Origin of the sequence: Paraburkholderia sediminicola, assembly GCF_046027825.1 — a bacterium.
Taxonomy (GTDB): domain Bacteria; phylum Pseudomonadota; class Gammaproteobacteria; order Burkholderiales; family Burkholderiaceae; genus Paraburkholderia; species Paraburkholderia sediminicola_D.
This window is the reverse complement of the sequence record NZ_JAQQDU010000018.1, coordinates 105,892-122,888: the sequence shown is the minus strand read 5'-3', so window position 1 is coordinate 122,888 and position 16,997 is coordinate 105,892. Positions and strand designations below refer to the sequence as shown.

The window sequence follows — 16,997 nt, the reverse complement described above, 5'->3', positions numbered from 1 at the left end:
AACGAGATTATGGCGAACGTCTGGCACGTCGTCAACCCCCTTCTGCGAATTTTCCTTGGGGCAAGTGCGAATCAGCGCCAGAACTTGCATCCGCGCATGGCGCCCCTATATATAGCAGGCAACAGATTGTGAGTACGCCGTGTGAGGACGCCCGAGTTCATCTATAGTAGGAAGCGTGTCGTTAGGCTCGGTGAGCTGTCGGCGCGTCGCCCGTGATGCGCCTCCGCCCATGACCAGCGGGGCACGAGCGGGGATCGACAAGAGCACACAACAAAATGGTGTGCTCACAATGAGCGCGAATGCGCAAGCTCGTATATACTACGAGCCGCGCGAATTTCGCACATTTCCTATCGGCCCGCTTCGCGCGGGCTCATCTTTTTGCTCCCCAAGAGCACAGCCAAACAACCGCGTTGAGTCACTCAGGTGATGTTGAGCCGCATGCTCGAAACGCCTGACGGTAGCGTCTTGCGTCTCATAGCGAAGCCTCTAGAGGAGAATACGTGAACCCTTTTGATCGCGAAGATTCGCAACACGAAAATGCCGGATACACCGCCAAGGCGCCCGCAGGCCGTACAGCCAAGGGCAAAGGCGCAGGCAAAGCGATCCCCGTAGCGGCTGAACTGCCGCCGCAACAAGCCGAAGAGCGCCAGCGCCAGATGCGCGCGCTGATCCAGCTGGGCAAGGAGCAAGGCTACCTGACCCACGCGCAGATCAACGACCACCTGCCCGACAACTTCGCGCAGACGGCGGCGATCGACAGCATCGTCAGCGCCTTCAACGACATGGGCGTGGCGGTCTACGAGCAGGCTCCGGATGCGGAAACCCTGCTGCTCAACTCGAACGCCCCCGCCGTGGTGTCGGACGATCAGGCAGACGAAGAAACCGAAGTCGCACTGTCGACCGTCGATTCCGAGTTCGGCCGTACGACCGACCCGGTGCGCATGTACATGCGCGAAATGGGCGCAACCGAGCTGCTGACCCGCGCGGGCGAAATCGCGATCGCGAAGCGCATCGAAGACGGTCTTCACGAAATGGTGCAGGCGATTGCCGCTTGCCCGCTCGCGATCTCCGCCATTCTGGCGAGCGCCCAACAGGTCGCGGACGGCGAACTGCGCATCGACGAACTGGTCGACGGTCTGAATGAAGAGACGGTCGCCGCGGAAGAAGCCAACGCGAGCGCGGACGCCGCAGCGGACGTTGACGCCGACGCAACCGACGATGACGACAGCGATAGCGACGACGAAGACGATGCCGGTCCGGCCGACTCCTCGGCAGCGGACGAAGCACGTCTGAAGCAACTCACCAGCGATTGCCTCGAAATTTTCGCGCAAGTCGGCATCCTGTCCGACCAGCAGAACGCCTCTCACGCGCGCGGCGACGTCAGCTCGAAGGCTTACCTGCGCGCCCGCGAAGAGATCCAGCAACACCTCGCCAAGATCCGCTTCACGGCTCGCACGATCGACCGCCTGTGCGGCGACGTGCAAAGCCAGGTCGCGCAAGTTCGTGCGATCGAGCGCCGCATTCTGCAAATCGTCGTGGCGAAGAGCGGCATGCCGCGCGAGCAGTTTATCGAGTCGTTTTCGGGTCATGAAGCCGACCTGGGTTGGACCGAACGTGCCGCGCGCGGTGCGTCGACGTTCGGTGCGGCGCTGGAGCGTCATCTGCCGGCGATCCAATCGGAACAGCAAAAGCTGATCGACATCGAAGCCACCGTTTCGCTGCCGCTCAAGCAGCTGAAAGAGATCAATCGTCAGATGGTCGCGGCCGAGTCGAAGATGCGCAAGGCTAAGAGCGAAATGATCGAGGCGAATCTGCGTCTCGTGATCTCGATCGCGAAGAAGTACGTGAACCGCGGCATGCTGTTCCTCGACCTGATCCAGGAAGGCAACATCGGTTTGATGAAGGCGGTGGACAAGTTCGAATACCGCCGCGGCTGGAAGTTTTCGACGTATGCAACATGGTGGGTTCGTCAGGCTGTGACGCGCTCGCTCGCCGACCAGGCGCGCACGATCCGCGTGCCGGTGCACATGATCGAAACGATCAACAAGCTCAACCGCATTTCGCGCGAGATCTTGCAGCAGACCGGTCAGGAAGCCCATCCGTCGGTGCTGGCAGAGCGCATGGAACTGTCGGAAGAGAAGGTGCGCGGCATTCTGAAGATCGCCAAGCAGCCGGTGTCGATGGAAACGCCGGTTGGTGATGACGGCGACGCCACGCTCGGCGACATGATCGAAGACTCGGCGGCTTCCTCGCCGGCTGACGCAGCGATGCAGGCCGACTTGCGCGCCGCCATCGACGACGCGCTCGACTCGCTGTCGCCGCGCGAAGCGAAGGTGCTGCGTATGCGCTACGGCATCAACACGAAGTCGGACCACACGCTCGAAGAAGTCGGCAAGCAGTTCGACGTCACGCGCGAGCGGATTCGTCAGATCGAAAGCAAGGCCATGCGTAAGCTGATGCATCCGAGCCGCGCAGATCGCCTGAAGTCGTTCCTCGACCGCTAAGCCGGTCGCTGCGCTTGTCGTGCACCACGCACGACAAGCGCATCTCTCCCCCCCTCCCGATTTGTCCACAGAAATTGTTCGCAAGCCTGTGGATATCCTGAGCAAGAGTCACGCAACCTGTTGAGCGCGTTGGGATTTCACCCTCTGATCGCACCAGGTCGCAAGCGGCGGAGCACACAGCCCCGCACGCAAAATACACCGCCCCAGGCTAAGGAATCACAAACGTCTTCGCGAGCATCAGCTCGCCGGGCTTGCGCATTGGCACGCGGATCGTTTCGCTCTTCTCGTTCGGCGTATTCTCGTTCGTGATGATCGTTATCTGAGCAACGGTCATATCGCTGCCGCTGTTCCCGTTGCCGTAGTAATTCACGTAGACCAGATACGTGCCCTTTAGCGGCGCGGCCGACGAGTAAATCTCCGGCCCATAGCCGGTCGTCACATCCACGTCGAGCGAGCCGCCATTCGGCGCAACGCGATCCCCGTACCAGGTATGCACTCCGTCGGGCGACACCACATGCAAGTCCAGATCGGTGCCGTCGGTGTCCCACGCGAGCACCACGCGCAACTTCGGCTGAGTCTTGCCACTGTAGGCGTCGTAAAACTGCAAACGCTTGCGCGACCCATCCGGCGCCCGCAGTTCGACGCTGTTGCTGCCGGACGGAAACGCGTAAGGCCGCGAGAACTTGCCGTCTTCTTCCACCCGTTGCGGTAACGGCGTGCCGTCGACTACCAGCGTGCCCACCGTGGTGCCCTTCTTCTTCGGCGCGTTGCGGATTTGCCCTTCGATCATCGCAAACTTCGACTGCCCTTCCGGCGTCGACACCGACACCGCCGGGTAGTGCACGTCCTGCGTATAGCGCTCGCTGTCGCCGCTGGTGTTGCGCCAGCCGTTCAACGGTGCGCCGAAGTCGATATCGCCCGCGTGCGCCACCGTTGCAGCCTGCAAACAGGCGACGACGAGCACCAAGCCAGCCTTCACCCAACCCGTCGCCTTGACCTTCATTGTCACTGCTCCCATCCCGCTATCAGAGTCGCTCGCTTTTCACGAGTATCAGGTCGCCGATCTTGCGCAGCGGCACGACCATCGTTTCACGCCGCTCATTCGGCGTGTTTTCATTGAACACCAGCGTCAACGTCGCGGTAATCACGTCGCGCTCGTGCGCGGCGGCGTCGAAGTTGTAGCCGGTCGAATCGAAGTTGCCCCAGTAGTTCAGAAAGAACAGCCACGTACCGTGCTCGGGCGCCGCCGATGAAAATATCCCCGGCCCTGCGCCATCCACCGAATCGACATCGAAGCCGCTGCCGTCTTCGAACGTCGGGTTGGCGAAGAACGCGTGCAGACCGTCCGGTGTGATCACGTGCAGATCCACCTGCGCTTTCGGATCGTCCCACGTGACGATCGCGCGCAGCTTCGCCTGCGGCTTGCTGCTGTCGGCTTCGTAGAACTGCATGCGCTGGTGCTGCTTGCCGTCGGCGGAAATAAACTCGATGCTGTTCGAACCCGCGCCGAATGCCCACGGACGCGCGAATGCGCCTTCGTCGTCGGTATAGAGCGGCGTCGGGTTGCCGTTGACGACCAGCATCGGCGGCTTGCGCGCGTGTTTGTCGATGTGCTTCAGGTGTCCTTCGATCAGCGTGCGATAGCGCTGCGCGCCACGGTCGACCGGCGGCCGGGGATACGCCGCGACGAATTGCTCGCCTTCGTTCGTTAGTCCGCTGTGGCGCCAGCCGCCGAACGCCCCGGTGAGATCGGCAACCGCACCGCCACCGCCATCCGCGCCTGCGGCCTGCACATTCGTTGCCGTGGCCGCCACCAGCACAGCCGAGGCTGCAGCAATGGCCATGCGAATTCGAAAACCGCGCGTAAGAGGCGGCAAGGTAATTACCGTGCGAACCCGACGGCGGCGCATACGTGAGGGCAACGCAACAGCCGCAGGAATCCGAACGCGGCGCATTGCAAGCGGCACGCGGAACATTTGCGAAAGCGAGCGCAAGACGGTGTTCATTGGATCGGATCGTCCGTGCGGATCAGCGTACGCGCGGTACGTTCGACAAACGCTTCATCGACGCCACGCGGATGATGCTGGAACGCGAGGTGAATATATTCATGCGCCAACGCGATACGGTCCTCCTCCGTCTGCAAGCGATAAACGTACACCCGATTACGCTGCGCGTCCTCATAGGGCCGTCCTTCGCGCACCTCGCACACGGCCGGCAAATCGGGCGTCTCGTAGCCGGCCGCGCCGGCCATGCGCCGCGCCCACAACGGCGCGTTGCGCGCCAGCCATTGCTGGGCGCCGGCCACCTGGATGCAATCGCCGGACAACGGGCTCTCGAACGACGTCAAGGTCGCTTGCGGCCAGGTGCGCGCGAGAATGGCGTCGAAGGTGAGGCCGGTTTGTGCGGACGCCTTCGCGGCAAGCCAGCTCATCTGACCGGGCGCAGCCTTGTCGTGGTGATACTGAACCGGCACGCCGATCAGCACCAGCGAATCTGTCAGATCAGCCGCGCGGCGTGCGGCCGCGGTCGGCGCGCGCGGCAGGACGCGCTGTGTGCTGCTGCTGTCCTCGATACGAAAGCAACCTTCATCGTGATTGCCATGCTGCACGACGTAGGACCGCGCCGCCACCGCCAACGCTTTCGCCGCTTCCGGCTGGCTCGTATCGCCTTCGCGCTCCACCACCCGCGCGACATAGTCATTCATGCCGAAGCGGCCGACCACTTGCGGCGCACCTGCGGCGTCGCGATCCAGCCGCAACTCGCCACGGCTTTCCACACGCGCCCAGTTGCCGTTGATAAAGCCGATCCGGAAATCGCCACGCAGCGGACCGTCCGGCACCGCTGCCGGTCCTTTGTCGCCAAGTACCTGGCGAATCGGATAACGGCTGAAGAAATCGACCAGTACGCACCCGTTGTCGTCCGGTACGGTGACTTGCGTGAGCAACGGCGCAATGCGCGGCGCGGCGGCCGCCAGCACGCGCGCGCTACCGCCTGGACCGCCCAACCACACCGGCGTGCCGTCGGCGAGCCAGCCCGCCGCTCCGCCGATCGAGGCGCCAGGCCGCGCCGGGTCTGGCATTGTCCACGTTTTGGCGCGCAGCACGCTGCCGTACAGTGACACGGTGCCCTCACCGCGCCCGCTCGTCAGCACTGACACCAGCGTGCTCGCCGCCGCTTCGCGCGGCCGTACCGGCATCGCCTGCAATGCGGCGAGCAGATCGGTTACCGGCACGCGGCGCGTCGGCGTCATGGCATGGAGGTCACGCAGCCAGGCGGGCGCATGCGCGGCCGTCCAATACTTGCGCCAATCGGCGGGATCGAGTTGCAGGCGCGCGGGCTCGAAAAAGCGTCCGCACGATTGCACCAGCGCATGTTCGCGGTCGATGTGACCGCCCGTCATACAGCAATACACTTCTTCGGGATCGCCGCCGCTGCAGGTGTAATCCGGCGTGACGATATTGCGGTCGACCAGATAGCCGTAGACGAACAGCTTCCACACGCTGCCGAGCGGCGTCTCCAGTGTCGACGGCAAGGGGTGTGCGGACTTCGGCGCAAGTCCGTCCCCGGTGGCGCCGGCGTTGAATTGCCAAAACTGCGATTGGCCGTCGCGCAACCAGGCGAAGTGCAGCGTTTGCGCCGAGGGTGCGGCCGGCGCGGCGGGTGGCATTGTGGTTGACGCCGACTTTGGCAATGAGCTTGGCGTCGACTGTGAAGACGCAATCGGCGACGAGCTTGGAGACAACGTTGACGGCGCATTGAACGATGAGCCTGGCGCCGACTTTGATGATGCAATCGGCAACGAGCTTGGCGCAGCCGCTAGCGACGAAGTCGGCAACGAGCCTGACGCAGCCGCCAACGACGCGATCGGCGATGCAGTAGCCGCGGTCGCGGGCACACCCACACCGCCAAAAACGTACCCCACCCCCACAGCGAGTGCGACCCGCAACGTCACTGCCAGACGATCGCGCGAGTGCCGAAGAGCGGAGAAGGCGGAAGACATAGCGGTCTCGCTTACTGAATGCGCAGGGTCGTCACGCGATCGCTCTTGCCGCCTTCGAACGCCTTGGCGTCCGGCTGATACATGCGGAAGTAGCGCGCGGGCGGCAACGCGAACGTGCCCGGCAACGCAAAGCGCACCAGTTGCCGCAGCGTCACCGGACGATCGAGCAAAGGCACCGGCTGGTGATAAGCCAACTCGCCCATCTCGTACGACGCGGCACGCGCGAACGGCTGCGGACCGCTTACCCCCTCCTTCTCGCCCGGCAAGCCGTCGATCGACACGCCCCAACTGGTCGCCTCGACATCGCCGCCCGGCGGCAGCGGCACGTCGAGCAGGCCGTAGTGGTACGCGTTGCCGGAGCGCGGCGTGAGCGTGACTTCGTCGACGTAGAGCGCATTGCTGTCGATCGCATCACCCTGCTTCACGAGACGTGCGGTAAATGCCGAGCGACCCAGTTGGCTCTCGGCGCTCGCCTTCTTCGGATCGACCTTGACTTCCAGAGGCTCCAGCTTGTAGAAACGCCGTTCGACGGTGATGTTCAGGCGACTGTCCTCGCTGGTATGACTGCGGAACGAGACCAGCGCGTTGACGTCGGTGCGCGCAGCGCCCGCATCGAGCGTGGCCGGCAAGGCAGCGCCGGTCCACTTCCACAGCGGTGTGCCGGTCGGCGTCGCAGCACGCGTCCAGCCCGCGCCTTGCAGCGACGGCAGCGAAGCCACCGCCACATCGCCGCCGAGCGCTTTACGCACCCACAGCAACGTCAATGCGCGATCGAGCGTCGGATAGTCAGCACTGCTTTTCGCGAGCAGGGCCGACGCATCGACCGCCGCGCCACCGTCGCCACCTGTCATGTAAAGCAGACTTTGCACGAGCGGTGCGGGATCGTTGGTCAATGCCGTACGCGCGGCGCTCGCCGCCGCATCGAAACCGTCCGGCAGTTGAGCACTCGTGCTGCGTGCCATGTTCGCGATCAGCAGCGTCGCCATCTGCTTGCCGCGCGGCGAATCGGCTTGCGCGAACACGATGCTGTCTGACGCGCCATACGTGACGTTGCCAGACGGCACCTTGCCGGCGGCCGCTGCGTCGTTCGTCAAGTCAGCAGCGACACCTGAAACCGGCGTCGCGACCGGCAGGCCCATCTGCTGCATGAACCACAGCGCCAGCGCGCGATGCAACAGCGGCTCTTTCGCACCGGCATCGCGATAGACATCCATCGCATGCTGCCAGTTGTCGGCCGGCAGCGTAATGCCAAGACTGCGGCTCGCGAGCCAGTCCGCGTAATACGCGTAGGCGGTAATCAGCGAACTGCCGCCGGTCGTATCGCCCCACCAGCCGAACGTACCGCCGACGCCCGCCAGCATCGCCAGACGTTGCCGCTGATTGCGCAGCAGCGCTTCGAGCCCTTGTGTCGAACTCGCACCGCCGTCACTACCGAGGCCGCGGCCGATGGCGTCGTGGGCGAGTGCCAGCGGAATCAGGCGGCTCGATGTCTGCTCGGCGCAGCCGTACGGATAGTTGATGAGATCGTCAGCGACACGCGCGAACTGGCTCGCAGCATTCCCAATGAACCGCACGCTGACGTCCTGCGCATCGGGAGGCAGATTGAGCGGTTTGTTCGAGCCGTCGAGCGCCACCGTGTTCTGATGCAGATCGAGCCAGCCGCTCGCATCGAGATGGATGGTGGTCTGCAGGCGATCCACATCCTTGCCGGCACGGCGCAAGCTCGCGTCGATCACACCCGCCTTCAACGCGCCGGTCGGCAAACGCAGATAGTTGGCGCCGCGCTTGAGCGTGACCTTCTGGTTCAGCGAGAGACCGCCGCCGTTGACCACCCATTCGGCGTCCATATCCGCGTCGGTCTGATTGAAGGCGATCATGTCGATGGCCGGCTGATCGTTCACGCGGAAATGCGACGGCCCGCTCCACTTGAGATACAGCGCCTTGTCCGAACGCACATACGCGGTACGTTGACCGACCATGCCGTCCGGCGCCGCGGCGCGCACGGTGATGCGCCAGCGGGCCAGCGAGTCCGGCATCCTGAAGGTCATGGTGGCGTGACCGCTCGCGTCGGTCTTCAGCGTGCCTTCCCAAGCGGCCGTGTCCTGATCGTCACGACGCGGCCGTTCGAGCACCTTCACACCGCGCTCGTTGTAGTTCGCGCGTTGCGGGCCGCCCGGCGCGCCCTTCAACGGCGAGCGCGCAAGGTCGTACGTAATGAACGAGAGACTCGACGACGTCCGCACATTGTTACGGCGCGGGTGATAGAAAAAGTCGACGATATTCGGCGCGATTTCCGGCTGCAACACGTAGACCATTTCATCGACCACGCTCACTGTCAGATTCGCCGCTTCCGGCTTGCCGTTCAGCGTGCTGTCGAAGTTCAGCGTGACCGTATCGCCCGGGCCGTACACCGGCTTGTCGCTCTTCACATTCAGTTCGATCTGCGGCTGCGCGACCACGATGCCCGCGTTCTGGAACACGTATTCGCCGGCATGCACGTACAGCACCGAGAACGTCATGTTCGGCGCGAATTCTTCGCCAACCTTGATGCGCGCCTTCCATTGCGTGGGGGCCACGCGTTGCAGCTGCAGCCAGTCGCCGCCTGCTGTGAGCAACGCGCGGTGTTCGACGTTGTCACGCTCCAGCGTCAGAAGTGCATCGTCGACCGGCATCGGGAAGGTGATCAGCGCTTCGGCGGTGTCGCCGATCTTGTACCTGTCGCGATCGAACACGATCTCGACGCTGCCCGGAATCGCCTTCAGGCCATCGCCCGCGACCCAATGGCTCGCGGCGGCAAGCAGATTGCCGGTGTCGTCCTTGACCGACAGCATGTACGACCCCGGTTCGTCGAATTGCACCGGGAACGACAGCTTGCCGCCCGCCGTTGCGCCTTTGATTGCGCCTTCGGCATGCGTTTGCGATTCAAGGCGCGTCCATTCCCACTTGGCCGGCGCATGCGAAGACGGGTCGATCGACCCAAGTGCTTGCAGATCGAAATTGACCGCTTCCTTCGGCTGCGAAAACGACTTGGCCGTCGACAGGCGATAAGGTGTCGCACCGCGCGCGATCAACACCTCACGCGTCACACGCACCTTGTAGGCCGCGCCGTCCTGCGCGAACAGCGTCAACGCATACCGGCTCGGTTCCCTGGCAGCGGGCAGCGTAAGGCTCGCGTTGCCGTCGCTATCGGTCGTGAGCTCCTGCTGTTCCAGCTTGACCGGGAACAACCCCGCATAGCGCAGTTCACCATCGACGATCGTTACCTTCTGCGCACGCAGCGTGACCGAGACCTTGCTGTCGCGCACCGGCTTGCCGTCCGAGTAGCGCAACTGGATCTTGCCCTTCAGTTGCTCGCCCGTCGCATAGTCGGCTTTATCCATCGACAGGTTGACGTCGAAATGCGGCTTCACATATTCGGCGACGCGAAATGCGCTGCCGTATACATCGCCGTTGTAATCGAAGCGCAGCGTGTAGCCGCCGGCGGTGGCATCGGCGGGAAGCGTGAACGAGGTATCCCCGCCCGTATCCGAAGCAAAATGCACCTTGCTGGTCGCCACCGGCGAGCCGTTCGGATCGAGCACGTCGAGCTTGATATCGGCCTCGGCGGGCGCGGTCGATTGCGTCGCGTTCTGGAACGTGCGGCCGATGAATTTCACATGCACCGCGTCGCCCGGACGGTACATCGGACGGTCGGTCACCGCATAGATCTTGGTGTTGTAGATCTCGCTGTCGTAATAGAAATTCTCCGAGACGAACACGCCGCCTTGCGGATCGGTGCCGAGTATGTAGCTACGCTCGGGGCTCACGTGCTGCAGCACCAGCGCCCCGTCGCTACCGGTCGTGCCGCTTTGCAGCACGCCTACGCCGTCGGTCCAGCTTACGTCGGTATTCGGCACCGGCTTGCCGTTATCGCGCCGGGCGGTCCACACCAGCATGCCGCTCGACGCCGCTTTCACGACCGCGACCGTGTCCGACACAAACAGCAAGGTATGCGCACGATAGTTGCCGATCACCGCCTCGACGATATACAGCCCCGGCGGCAGCTTGCCGACCGGAATCATCACGTTGCCCGCACTCGCTTCGATGAAGTTACTGCTGCTGCCTTCGAGATTCACGCCCTTTGGCGGCTCGATCACCTTCGCGTCCCAGATCGGATAGCGAAAGCGCGCGACCATGTCATAGCCTTTCAGCGGCGCGAACTGCGAGTTCTGCTGGAATTGCGTCTGCTTGCCGGCCTCCTCGCCGAGCTTGAATTGCGGCTCGGCTGCGGTCGCCTTGCTGCGCGTTGCGAACGACAGCACGCGCTGCCACGCGCGGCGTGCTTCAGTGAACCAGCGGTCCCACAGATAGGCCAGCGTATTCGCCAGCCCTTCGCCCTGGTAATTCGGTGCGACATTCAGGCGATGCAGATTCTTCTGCGCCTTCAGAAAGTCCAACGGCTTCGGCACGCGATACACGACGATGTCCGCGCCGCCATATCCTTGCAGCGCGTCCTTGAAGTCGCGGCCGGGCGCCTCGAGACGCACCTGCGCCAACTGATCGCTGCCGAAGCTCGCATCCGAAAGCAGGAAGAACGGCTGACCGTCGATCTTCTGCGAAGCGAAATTGCTCGATGGCGCTGTTTGCAGCGTCGGGCTCGCGGCGATGTTAGTATCGGCGGCGGTGCTCGAGGCGTCGTCGTCGGCATAGGCCGTTGGCGCGATGACGAGCGCCATGGCCGCGAAGAGCGCGACCAGGGCGACGCCCGCACGACGATGCAAGTTGCCGAGCCAGGCGCGCGACGCGGTGACGGAATTCATTCGGGTCATGGTGTCAGAAAGTCCAAACGAAACACGCCAACGAAATTCGGATTGCCGTCGAGCGGCTGCCAGCGGGAATCTTTCCATTGCATGAGGTCGGCAACGGCCACGGCGCGCAGACCGGTATCGGTCGGCGTAACGGTGCCTGTGTGATAAGCGATGTAGCGATCCAGCCAGATCATCAGATGCTGGTCGTCGCCCTGGTCGAAGAACAACAGGTCGCCGGGCAGCGCCTGGTTCACGTCCTTCGAAACAAAACGGCTATTGCGTTGAATCAGTGCGATCGCCGACGCGTAGGCGCCGGTGGAACCGTCGAGCTGGGTCCAGCGATTGGCAATCGTGCGTTGCGATACGGACAGTTGGAGTTCGGGCGGCATGCTGCTGGTGTCCGCGAGACTGGTCATGCCGTTGGCGCGCAGCCATTTAGTGTCGTGCGGCTTGAGCGTCTCGCCGACGGCAAAGCGCACGAGGCCCGCGCAATCGCGTTGGGTCCAGCGCGGCGTCGGGCCACGGCGCATTTGCTGGTCGACGATGCGCACGAACCAGGCGCGAAATGCGGCGGATTGCTGCGGTGAGAGCGCGTCGGGGTCAGGCGATGCGGTGGTGCTGTTGAGCGCATTCGCATAGGGCGCAAGGCTGGCCATGACGAGCGCTGACGCGGCGCGTGCGAGCCAGGTGCGGCGCGCGGCACAGATGGCGCGGGTCATCGACGAAGGAGTGGTCGTGTCAATCGCGGCGGCTGCGTTGCCCGTGCCAGTGGCAAAATGCACGACCCGTGCGCGCTCACGCGTCGCACATTCACACGCCTGCGCCTGCACGCGCGCATTCCTCGCGGAAACCACGTCACCGACGTGAAGGCGGCGCATTCAATCGCCCTCAGTGCCGGGTTGATCCGCAGGCGCATCAGCCGCACCGGTGTCCGTACCGCCACCTGCACCCGCCGCCGCGCGATCGAACCACCACTCCACCGGCACCCAACCCGTCGAACCCGGCACGTTCTGCGGCAGCGTCAACGAAACCGGTGGGTAGTGGGCGAGCGCATGCAGCTTCGGCACAAGGTGCGTGCGCGACGCATTGCGGAACACCGCTTCCTGATCCGCCGGCAACGCCGCGCCCGCTTCGCGTTCGATCAACGCAGCCGCGGACGAAGGCGTCAGCGTGAGAATCGTGCGCGGCAGACGCTGCGGCGCGAGCGTATCGGCGAGCGCCGGATAGCGCTTGTCGAGCACGGCAAGCGTATCGTCGACGAGACGCGAGTCAGGAGAAAAAATCAGATAACCGTGCGCCAGTGCGAGCGTCACCGGGAAATAGCGCTCCGCCGATAGTTGCGACGCGAACGACGCCTTGCTGGACAAAGCGGTACCCGAGCGCGCACTGACCGGCCGTTGCCACACGGTAACGCCGGTGCCCTGCTCGTGCTTCGTAACCGGCAAGCGGCGATAACCCGAATCAGCGTCGGCGGATTGAGCGGCCTTCGCCTCGTACGCGCCAATCACTTCGCCAAAGGTCTTGCCAAGCGCGGTCTTTAGCGTATCGATGCTCGCCGCGTCCTGCGTCTTCACGCGAGCGACGAACACCGGCGCGACCAGCGTGGACTTCGCATACCAGCAGACGGCTGCGGGGCCGGCGAGCTGATCGCCGATCGCGGCAGCGCCATCGGCGCCCACACTGGCCACCTTGCCCAACAAGCCCGACGCTTCTTTCCAGTCAGCCGGCAAGCTCGTGCACGCCGCCGGATTGGCCGGCAACGCGCGCCACAAGTCGGCGCTATTCCACGCCTGAGGCAACTTGTCCGGTTCGATCAAGGCGGAGGTCTGCCAGTTCGCCGCAGCGCTGCCATTCGGCGAAAAATCGAATCGCAGGGCGTCGATGCCTGAGAAAAACGCCTGATAACCAAACGACAAGTAATTAGCCGACACCACTAGCCGGTGGCCCTTCAGTGCATCGCCCGGTGCGTCCAGTTGATAGGCGCGCGCCGCATCGTCGCGGCCTGACGACAGCATCTCGGACACGGCGTCGGCCCGCTCGCCCAGCAAGCCGCCTTTCGCGTCGAGCAACACACCCGGTGCGGACAACACGACAAGACGGTCGTCCTTCGTTGCGAACAGAATCGTGCGCCCGACCGCCAGCTTCAACGCGTAAACCGGTACGTCGCCGGAAAGTTTGGCAACCTGGCTCAACTGCGAGTCGCTCGCGGCGACGTTGCCGAAGCCTTGCAGCAGCTTTGCCAGACCGTTACGGTGCATCGACATCACCCAGTAACCGAGGCGGCCGTCCGGCGAGCGCCACAGCAGCACATGCGCGGGTTCGTCGAATACGCGGCGGATCAGTTCGTCGCGCCAGTCCAACTGATGTTCGAATGCGAGACGCCGCAGTGCGCCTTCTGTGGACAGGCGCGTATCGTTCGATTCGTAATAGTCGACGAAGTCCTGCGTCAGCACGTCGTGCAACAGCGGCACACGCAAGATGTCGCGCGGCAAACGCGAGAGCGCTTCGCTGTCGATCACCGCATCCGGGTGACGAATATCGAGCACGATTTCGCTGGTCCCGGTGGCTTTGCGATGGGCAAATGGACGCCACACCGCCTGAATGACCACGCCGGCCACGACCAGAAGACCGACTACCAGGATTGCAATCTTTTTACGCGACATCTTCATCTGATTTTTTCTGGTTCGATGCGACGGTATTAACGTGGATACCCGATGAATTAACTCATCGAAATCATTCGCCGAAGGCTGCGATGATAACCGATATTTTTAGCTCAAAACCAGTCACACTCGCCATTCTAACAATCAGCCATGTTTCAGGAGTTTGACGGAAATATTGAACGGGCGAAATTAAATCTTCAGAAAGCGCGCTCGTTTGAAGCGGCGCTTGAGTTAAAATGGTATGTAATGAAGGAGGCGACACACGAAGGAAACGGCACGTGCGCCGGCTGGCGTCCTCGACAGAGCAACGAAGCGCCGACGCGCATGATCAGGCCGCGTATGATTTTTCGCTGCTTTACCGCATCGGGATGGTTATGCCAAATCTCCGCGATTTAGTACTTGCATAAAGAAACCCGGCTGCGCACCACGTGCTCGCCGGGTTATCTCAAGTATCGCGCTTACTGCTTTTCATCGAATACCGCGCGACTGCGTTAGCCGCGATCAAAAGAGTGCAAGGGCCTGCTTCATTCTCTGCACACCGGTTTCGATATCGGCTACGCCCGGCGCTGCAAATGACAGGCGCAGTGCCGCCGGATCGATATTGTCTTTATAGAACGCGACGCCTGGCACGAACATGACATTGCGCTCGATACAGGCGCGCAGCGTGTCGGACGCATTTTGCCCATTCTTCAATTGCGCCCAGACGAACATGCCGCCGGCGGGACGATGAAACGCGATGGCGTCACCCAAATGCTCATCGAGCGCATCGCACAGCGTGCGGCACTTCACGGCGTAGGCGTCAATGATCCGCGGCAGATGCCGTTCCAGCGCGCCGCTCGCGAGGTACTCGGCGGCGATGGCCTGGGTCCACGGCGAACTGCACAGGTCGACCGTTTGCTTGGCGACCACGCATCGGCGCAAGATTTCCGCATGCGCAACCATCCAGCCGACCCGCAAACCCGGCGCGACGATCTTCGAGAGACTCGAAAAATGCACGACCCAGTCGCGCGAACCGGGCACCTGATCGCTTAATGCGAGCAACGACGGCAACGCCGCGCCGCTGAAACGCAGGTCACCATAAGGATCGTCTTCGACAATCAGAAAATGGTGCCGCGCCGCCAGTTTCAACAACGCCATGCGGCGTTCGAGCGACAACGTCGCGCCGGTCGGATTGGCAAAGGTCGGCACGGTGTAGAGCAGCTTCGGCGGCCGCGCCAATTTGCCCGCTTCGGTGCCCCCTTCGAGCAACGCGGCGAGCGCGGCGACATTGAGTCCGTCCTGATCGACCGGCACGGTCACCACATCGGCCTCCTGCAGCTTGAGTGCCTGCAAGGTCGCTGGATAGGCCGGCTGTTCGACCAGCACCACATCGCCCGGCGCGACCATCACGCGCAGCAGCAGATCGAAGCCCTGCTGCGAACCGGTCGTGACGAGCAATTCCTGCGGCGTGCACGGCGTACCGCGCCGCGTCATCAAATGAGCCAGTTGTTCCTTGAGGACGGCAAGGCCATCAGTCGGACCATATTGCAGACAGGGCGTGGGCTGCTGCGAAGCACGCGCCGCGGCCGCATCCAGGCCCTCGCGATCGAACAGATCGCTGGCCGGATAGCCACCGGCAAACGAAATCATGCCGGGCTGGGCCAGATACTTGAACAGCTCGCGGATCGGCGAACCGGTCGGCGCTTCGAATGCGGGATTGAACGTGAACATGGTGACGGGCCGTTTATCGTGTCGATGCTTGTCGATGGAAGTTCGGCATCGATTGTGGCCATCGTCAGGGTGAGCGGCAAACGATATCTACGCACTACGTATTGCGTTTTCCGCATCACCTCCGGCCCGCGCTAGACCACGTTCTTCTCCACGATCGGCCGGTTCTCGAGTACGCGAGTAAAGCTCAGCGAACCCAGATCGAGCGTCGTGTAGCGGCCATACAGAATCAATTCGCTGATGCCACGGCCGGTTGCCGGTCCCTGTTGCAAACCGTGCCCGCTAAAGCCATTGGCAAAAATGCAGTTATCCACGTCCGGGTGATAGCCAATGATCGCATTCTGATCGAGCACGTTATATTCGTAGTAGCCGGACCAGCAGTTCTGCACGCGCAGCGCTTCGAATTGCGGCACGCGATGCGCGAGTGCCGGCCAGATCACGTCGTCGAATAGCGCGTGATCGACTTCATCGAGCGGCAAATCGTCGGGATCGTTGTCCGCTGACGGTGACGTACCGCAGATGAACGATTTGCCCTCGGGCCGGAAATACACACCGCTCGGATCGATCAGCAACGGACACTGTTCGAGCCGCGCGGGCGATGTGACATTAAAGATACTTCGACGTCGTGCAAATACCGGGAGATCGATACCGGCCATCTGCGCGACTTTGCGCGACCAGGCGCCCGCAGCGTTCACGACGAAGTCACACGCGTAGACCTCGCCATTCGCGGTTTGCACTTGTGTTACGTGTTTGCCGTCGCGATGCAGCGCGGTGACGTCGGCGGCAACGTAGCGCGCGCCGAGCGCCTGCGCTTTCTTGCGCAGTGCCTGCACGAGACCATAGCCGTCGAACCAGCCCTCACCGCTTTCGCCAAAAGCGCCGGCAATGAGGTCGCCCGTATTGAGCCAGGGAAAGCGCGCTTGCAACGCGCCTTTGTCCAGCAAACTGATGTCGGCGCCCAGACTCTTCTGCAGCGCGTGATTCTCACGCAGCGTCGTCTCGCCGGCGGGCGTGGCGAGAAACAGATAGCCGCCTTCGTGCAGATCGATCGACGGTCTCACGCCGTCGATCTCGAGCCGCTCGCCGATCGAGCGCAGAAACTCGATGCCGAATAGCGACATCTGAATGGAAAGCGGGGTAGAGAATTGCTGACGAATGGATGCCGCCGACAATGCCGACGATGAGCGCGCATACGTCGGATCGCGTTCGATCACCGTGACGCTGACCGACGGATCATTACGCCGTAGAAAATACGCAATCGCGCTGCCGATCACCCCACCGCCGACGATCACGACTTTGGAACTCACGTCTTACTCCACGAGTAGCGTGGCCGCTCAGA

At 62.9% G+C, this 16,997-nt stretch carries 9 protein-coding genes; 1 reads left to right on the top strand and 8 read right to left on the bottom strand.

The features are described 5' to 3' along the window. Nucleotides 1-500: 500 nt before the first annotated feature. Nucleotides 501-2,504, top strand: a complete 2,004-nt coding sequence (gene rpoD / locus PQQ96_RS12920; RefSeq protein ID WP_408292150.1) for an RNA polymerase sigma factor RpoD — start codon at nucleotides 501-503, stop codon at nucleotides 2,502-2,504. A 208-nt stretch (nucleotides 2,505-2,712) separates the two neighbouring features. On the opposite strand, the gene PQQ96_RS12915 is transcribed toward rpoD, so the two are convergent. The 8 genes from PQQ96_RS12915 to PQQ96_RS12880 all read right to left on the bottom strand — a co-directional run bounded on the left by PQQ96_RS12915 (nucleotide 2,713) and on the right by PQQ96_RS12880 (nucleotide 16,965). Further along, entirely contained in the window at nucleotides 2,713-3,507 is a 795-nt protein-coding gene (locus PQQ96_RS12915) for a YfaP family protein (RefSeq protein WP_408292148.1), read from the bottom strand. A 22-nt stretch (nucleotides 3,508-3,529) separates the two neighbouring features. Further along, nucleotides 3,530-4,348 carry a YfaP family protein gene (locus tag PQQ96_RS12910; protein WP_408292146.1) on the bottom strand — a complete coding sequence of 273 codons (819 nt, stop codon included), beginning with the start codon at nucleotides 4,346-4,348 and terminating at the stop codon, nucleotides 3,530-3,532. 158 nt (nucleotides 4,349-4,506) lie between these two features. Beyond that, on the bottom strand, nucleotides 4,507-6,171 hold the full coding sequence (locus PQQ96_RS12905) for a DUF2300 domain-containing protein (protein WP_408292144.1): 1,665 nt from the start codon (nucleotides 6,169-6,171) through the stop codon (nucleotides 4,507-4,509). Between the two features lie 344 nt (nucleotides 6,172-6,515). Further along, nucleotides 6,516-11,312 (bottom strand): alpha-2-macroglobulin family protein, encoded by a 4,797-nt coding sequence (locus PQQ96_RS12900; protein ID WP_408292142.1) that lies wholly within the window; start codon nucleotides 11,310-11,312, stop codon nucleotides 6,516-6,518. Continuing rightward, nucleotides 11,309-12,010, bottom strand: coding sequence for a DUF1175 domain-containing protein (locus tag PQQ96_RS12895; protein ID WP_408292166.1), 702 nt, complete (start codon nucleotides 12,008-12,010; stop codon nucleotides 11,309-11,311). The genes PQQ96_RS12900 and PQQ96_RS12895 overlap by 4 nt, the downstream gene beginning before the upstream one ends. A gap of 159 nt (nucleotides 12,011-12,169) precedes the next feature. After that, nucleotides 12,170-13,960: a DUF2138 domain-containing protein gene (locus PQQ96_RS12890; RefSeq protein WP_408292140.1), complete on the bottom strand. Its 1,791-nt coding sequence runs from the start codon at nucleotides 13,958-13,960 to the stop codon at nucleotides 12,170-12,172. Between the two features lie 492 nt (nucleotides 13,961-14,452). Further along, on the bottom strand, nucleotides 14,453-15,661 hold the full coding sequence (locus PQQ96_RS12885) for an aminotransferase-like domain-containing protein (protein ID WP_408292138.1): 1,209 nt from the start codon (nucleotides 15,659-15,661) through the stop codon (nucleotides 14,453-14,455). 131 nt (nucleotides 15,662-15,792) lie between these two features. Then, nucleotides 15,793-16,965 carry an NAD(P)/FAD-dependent oxidoreductase gene (locus PQQ96_RS12880; protein ID WP_408292136.1) on the bottom strand — a complete coding sequence of 391 codons (1,173 nt, stop codon included), beginning with the start codon at nucleotides 16,963-16,965 and terminating at the stop codon, nucleotides 15,793-15,795. Nucleotides 16,966-16,997: the final 32 nt, after the last annotated feature.

Bases quoted from the DNA above. Each gene is read 5' to 3' on its own strand.
- PQQ96_RS12915 (WP_408292148.1), bottom strand. From the start codon at position 3,507: ATGAAGGTCAAGGCGACGGGTTGGGTGAAGGCTGGCTTGGTGCTCGTC.
- PQQ96_RS12910 (WP_408292146.1), bottom strand. From the start codon at position 4,348: ATGGCCATTGCTGCAGCCTCGGCTGTGCTGGTGGCGGCCACGGCAACG.
- PQQ96_RS12905 (WP_408292144.1), bottom strand. From the start codon at position 6,171: ATGCCACCCGCCGCGCCGGCCGCACCCTCGGCGCAAACGCTGCACTTC.
- PQQ96_RS12900 (WP_408292142.1), bottom strand. From the start codon at position 11,312: ATGACCCGAATGAATTCCGTCACCGCGTCGCGCGCCTGGCTCGGCAAC.
- PQQ96_RS12895 (WP_408292166.1), bottom strand. From the start codon at position 12,010: ATGACCCGCGCCATCTGTGCCGCGCGCCGCACCTGGCTCGCACGCGCC.
- PQQ96_RS12890 (WP_408292140.1), bottom strand. From the start codon at position 13,960: ATGAAGATGTCGCGTAAAAAGATTGCAATCCTGGTAGTCGGTCTTCTG.
- PQQ96_RS12885 (WP_408292138.1), bottom strand. From the start codon at position 15,661: ATGTTCACGTTCAATCCCGCATTCGAAGCGCCGACCGGTTCGCCGATC.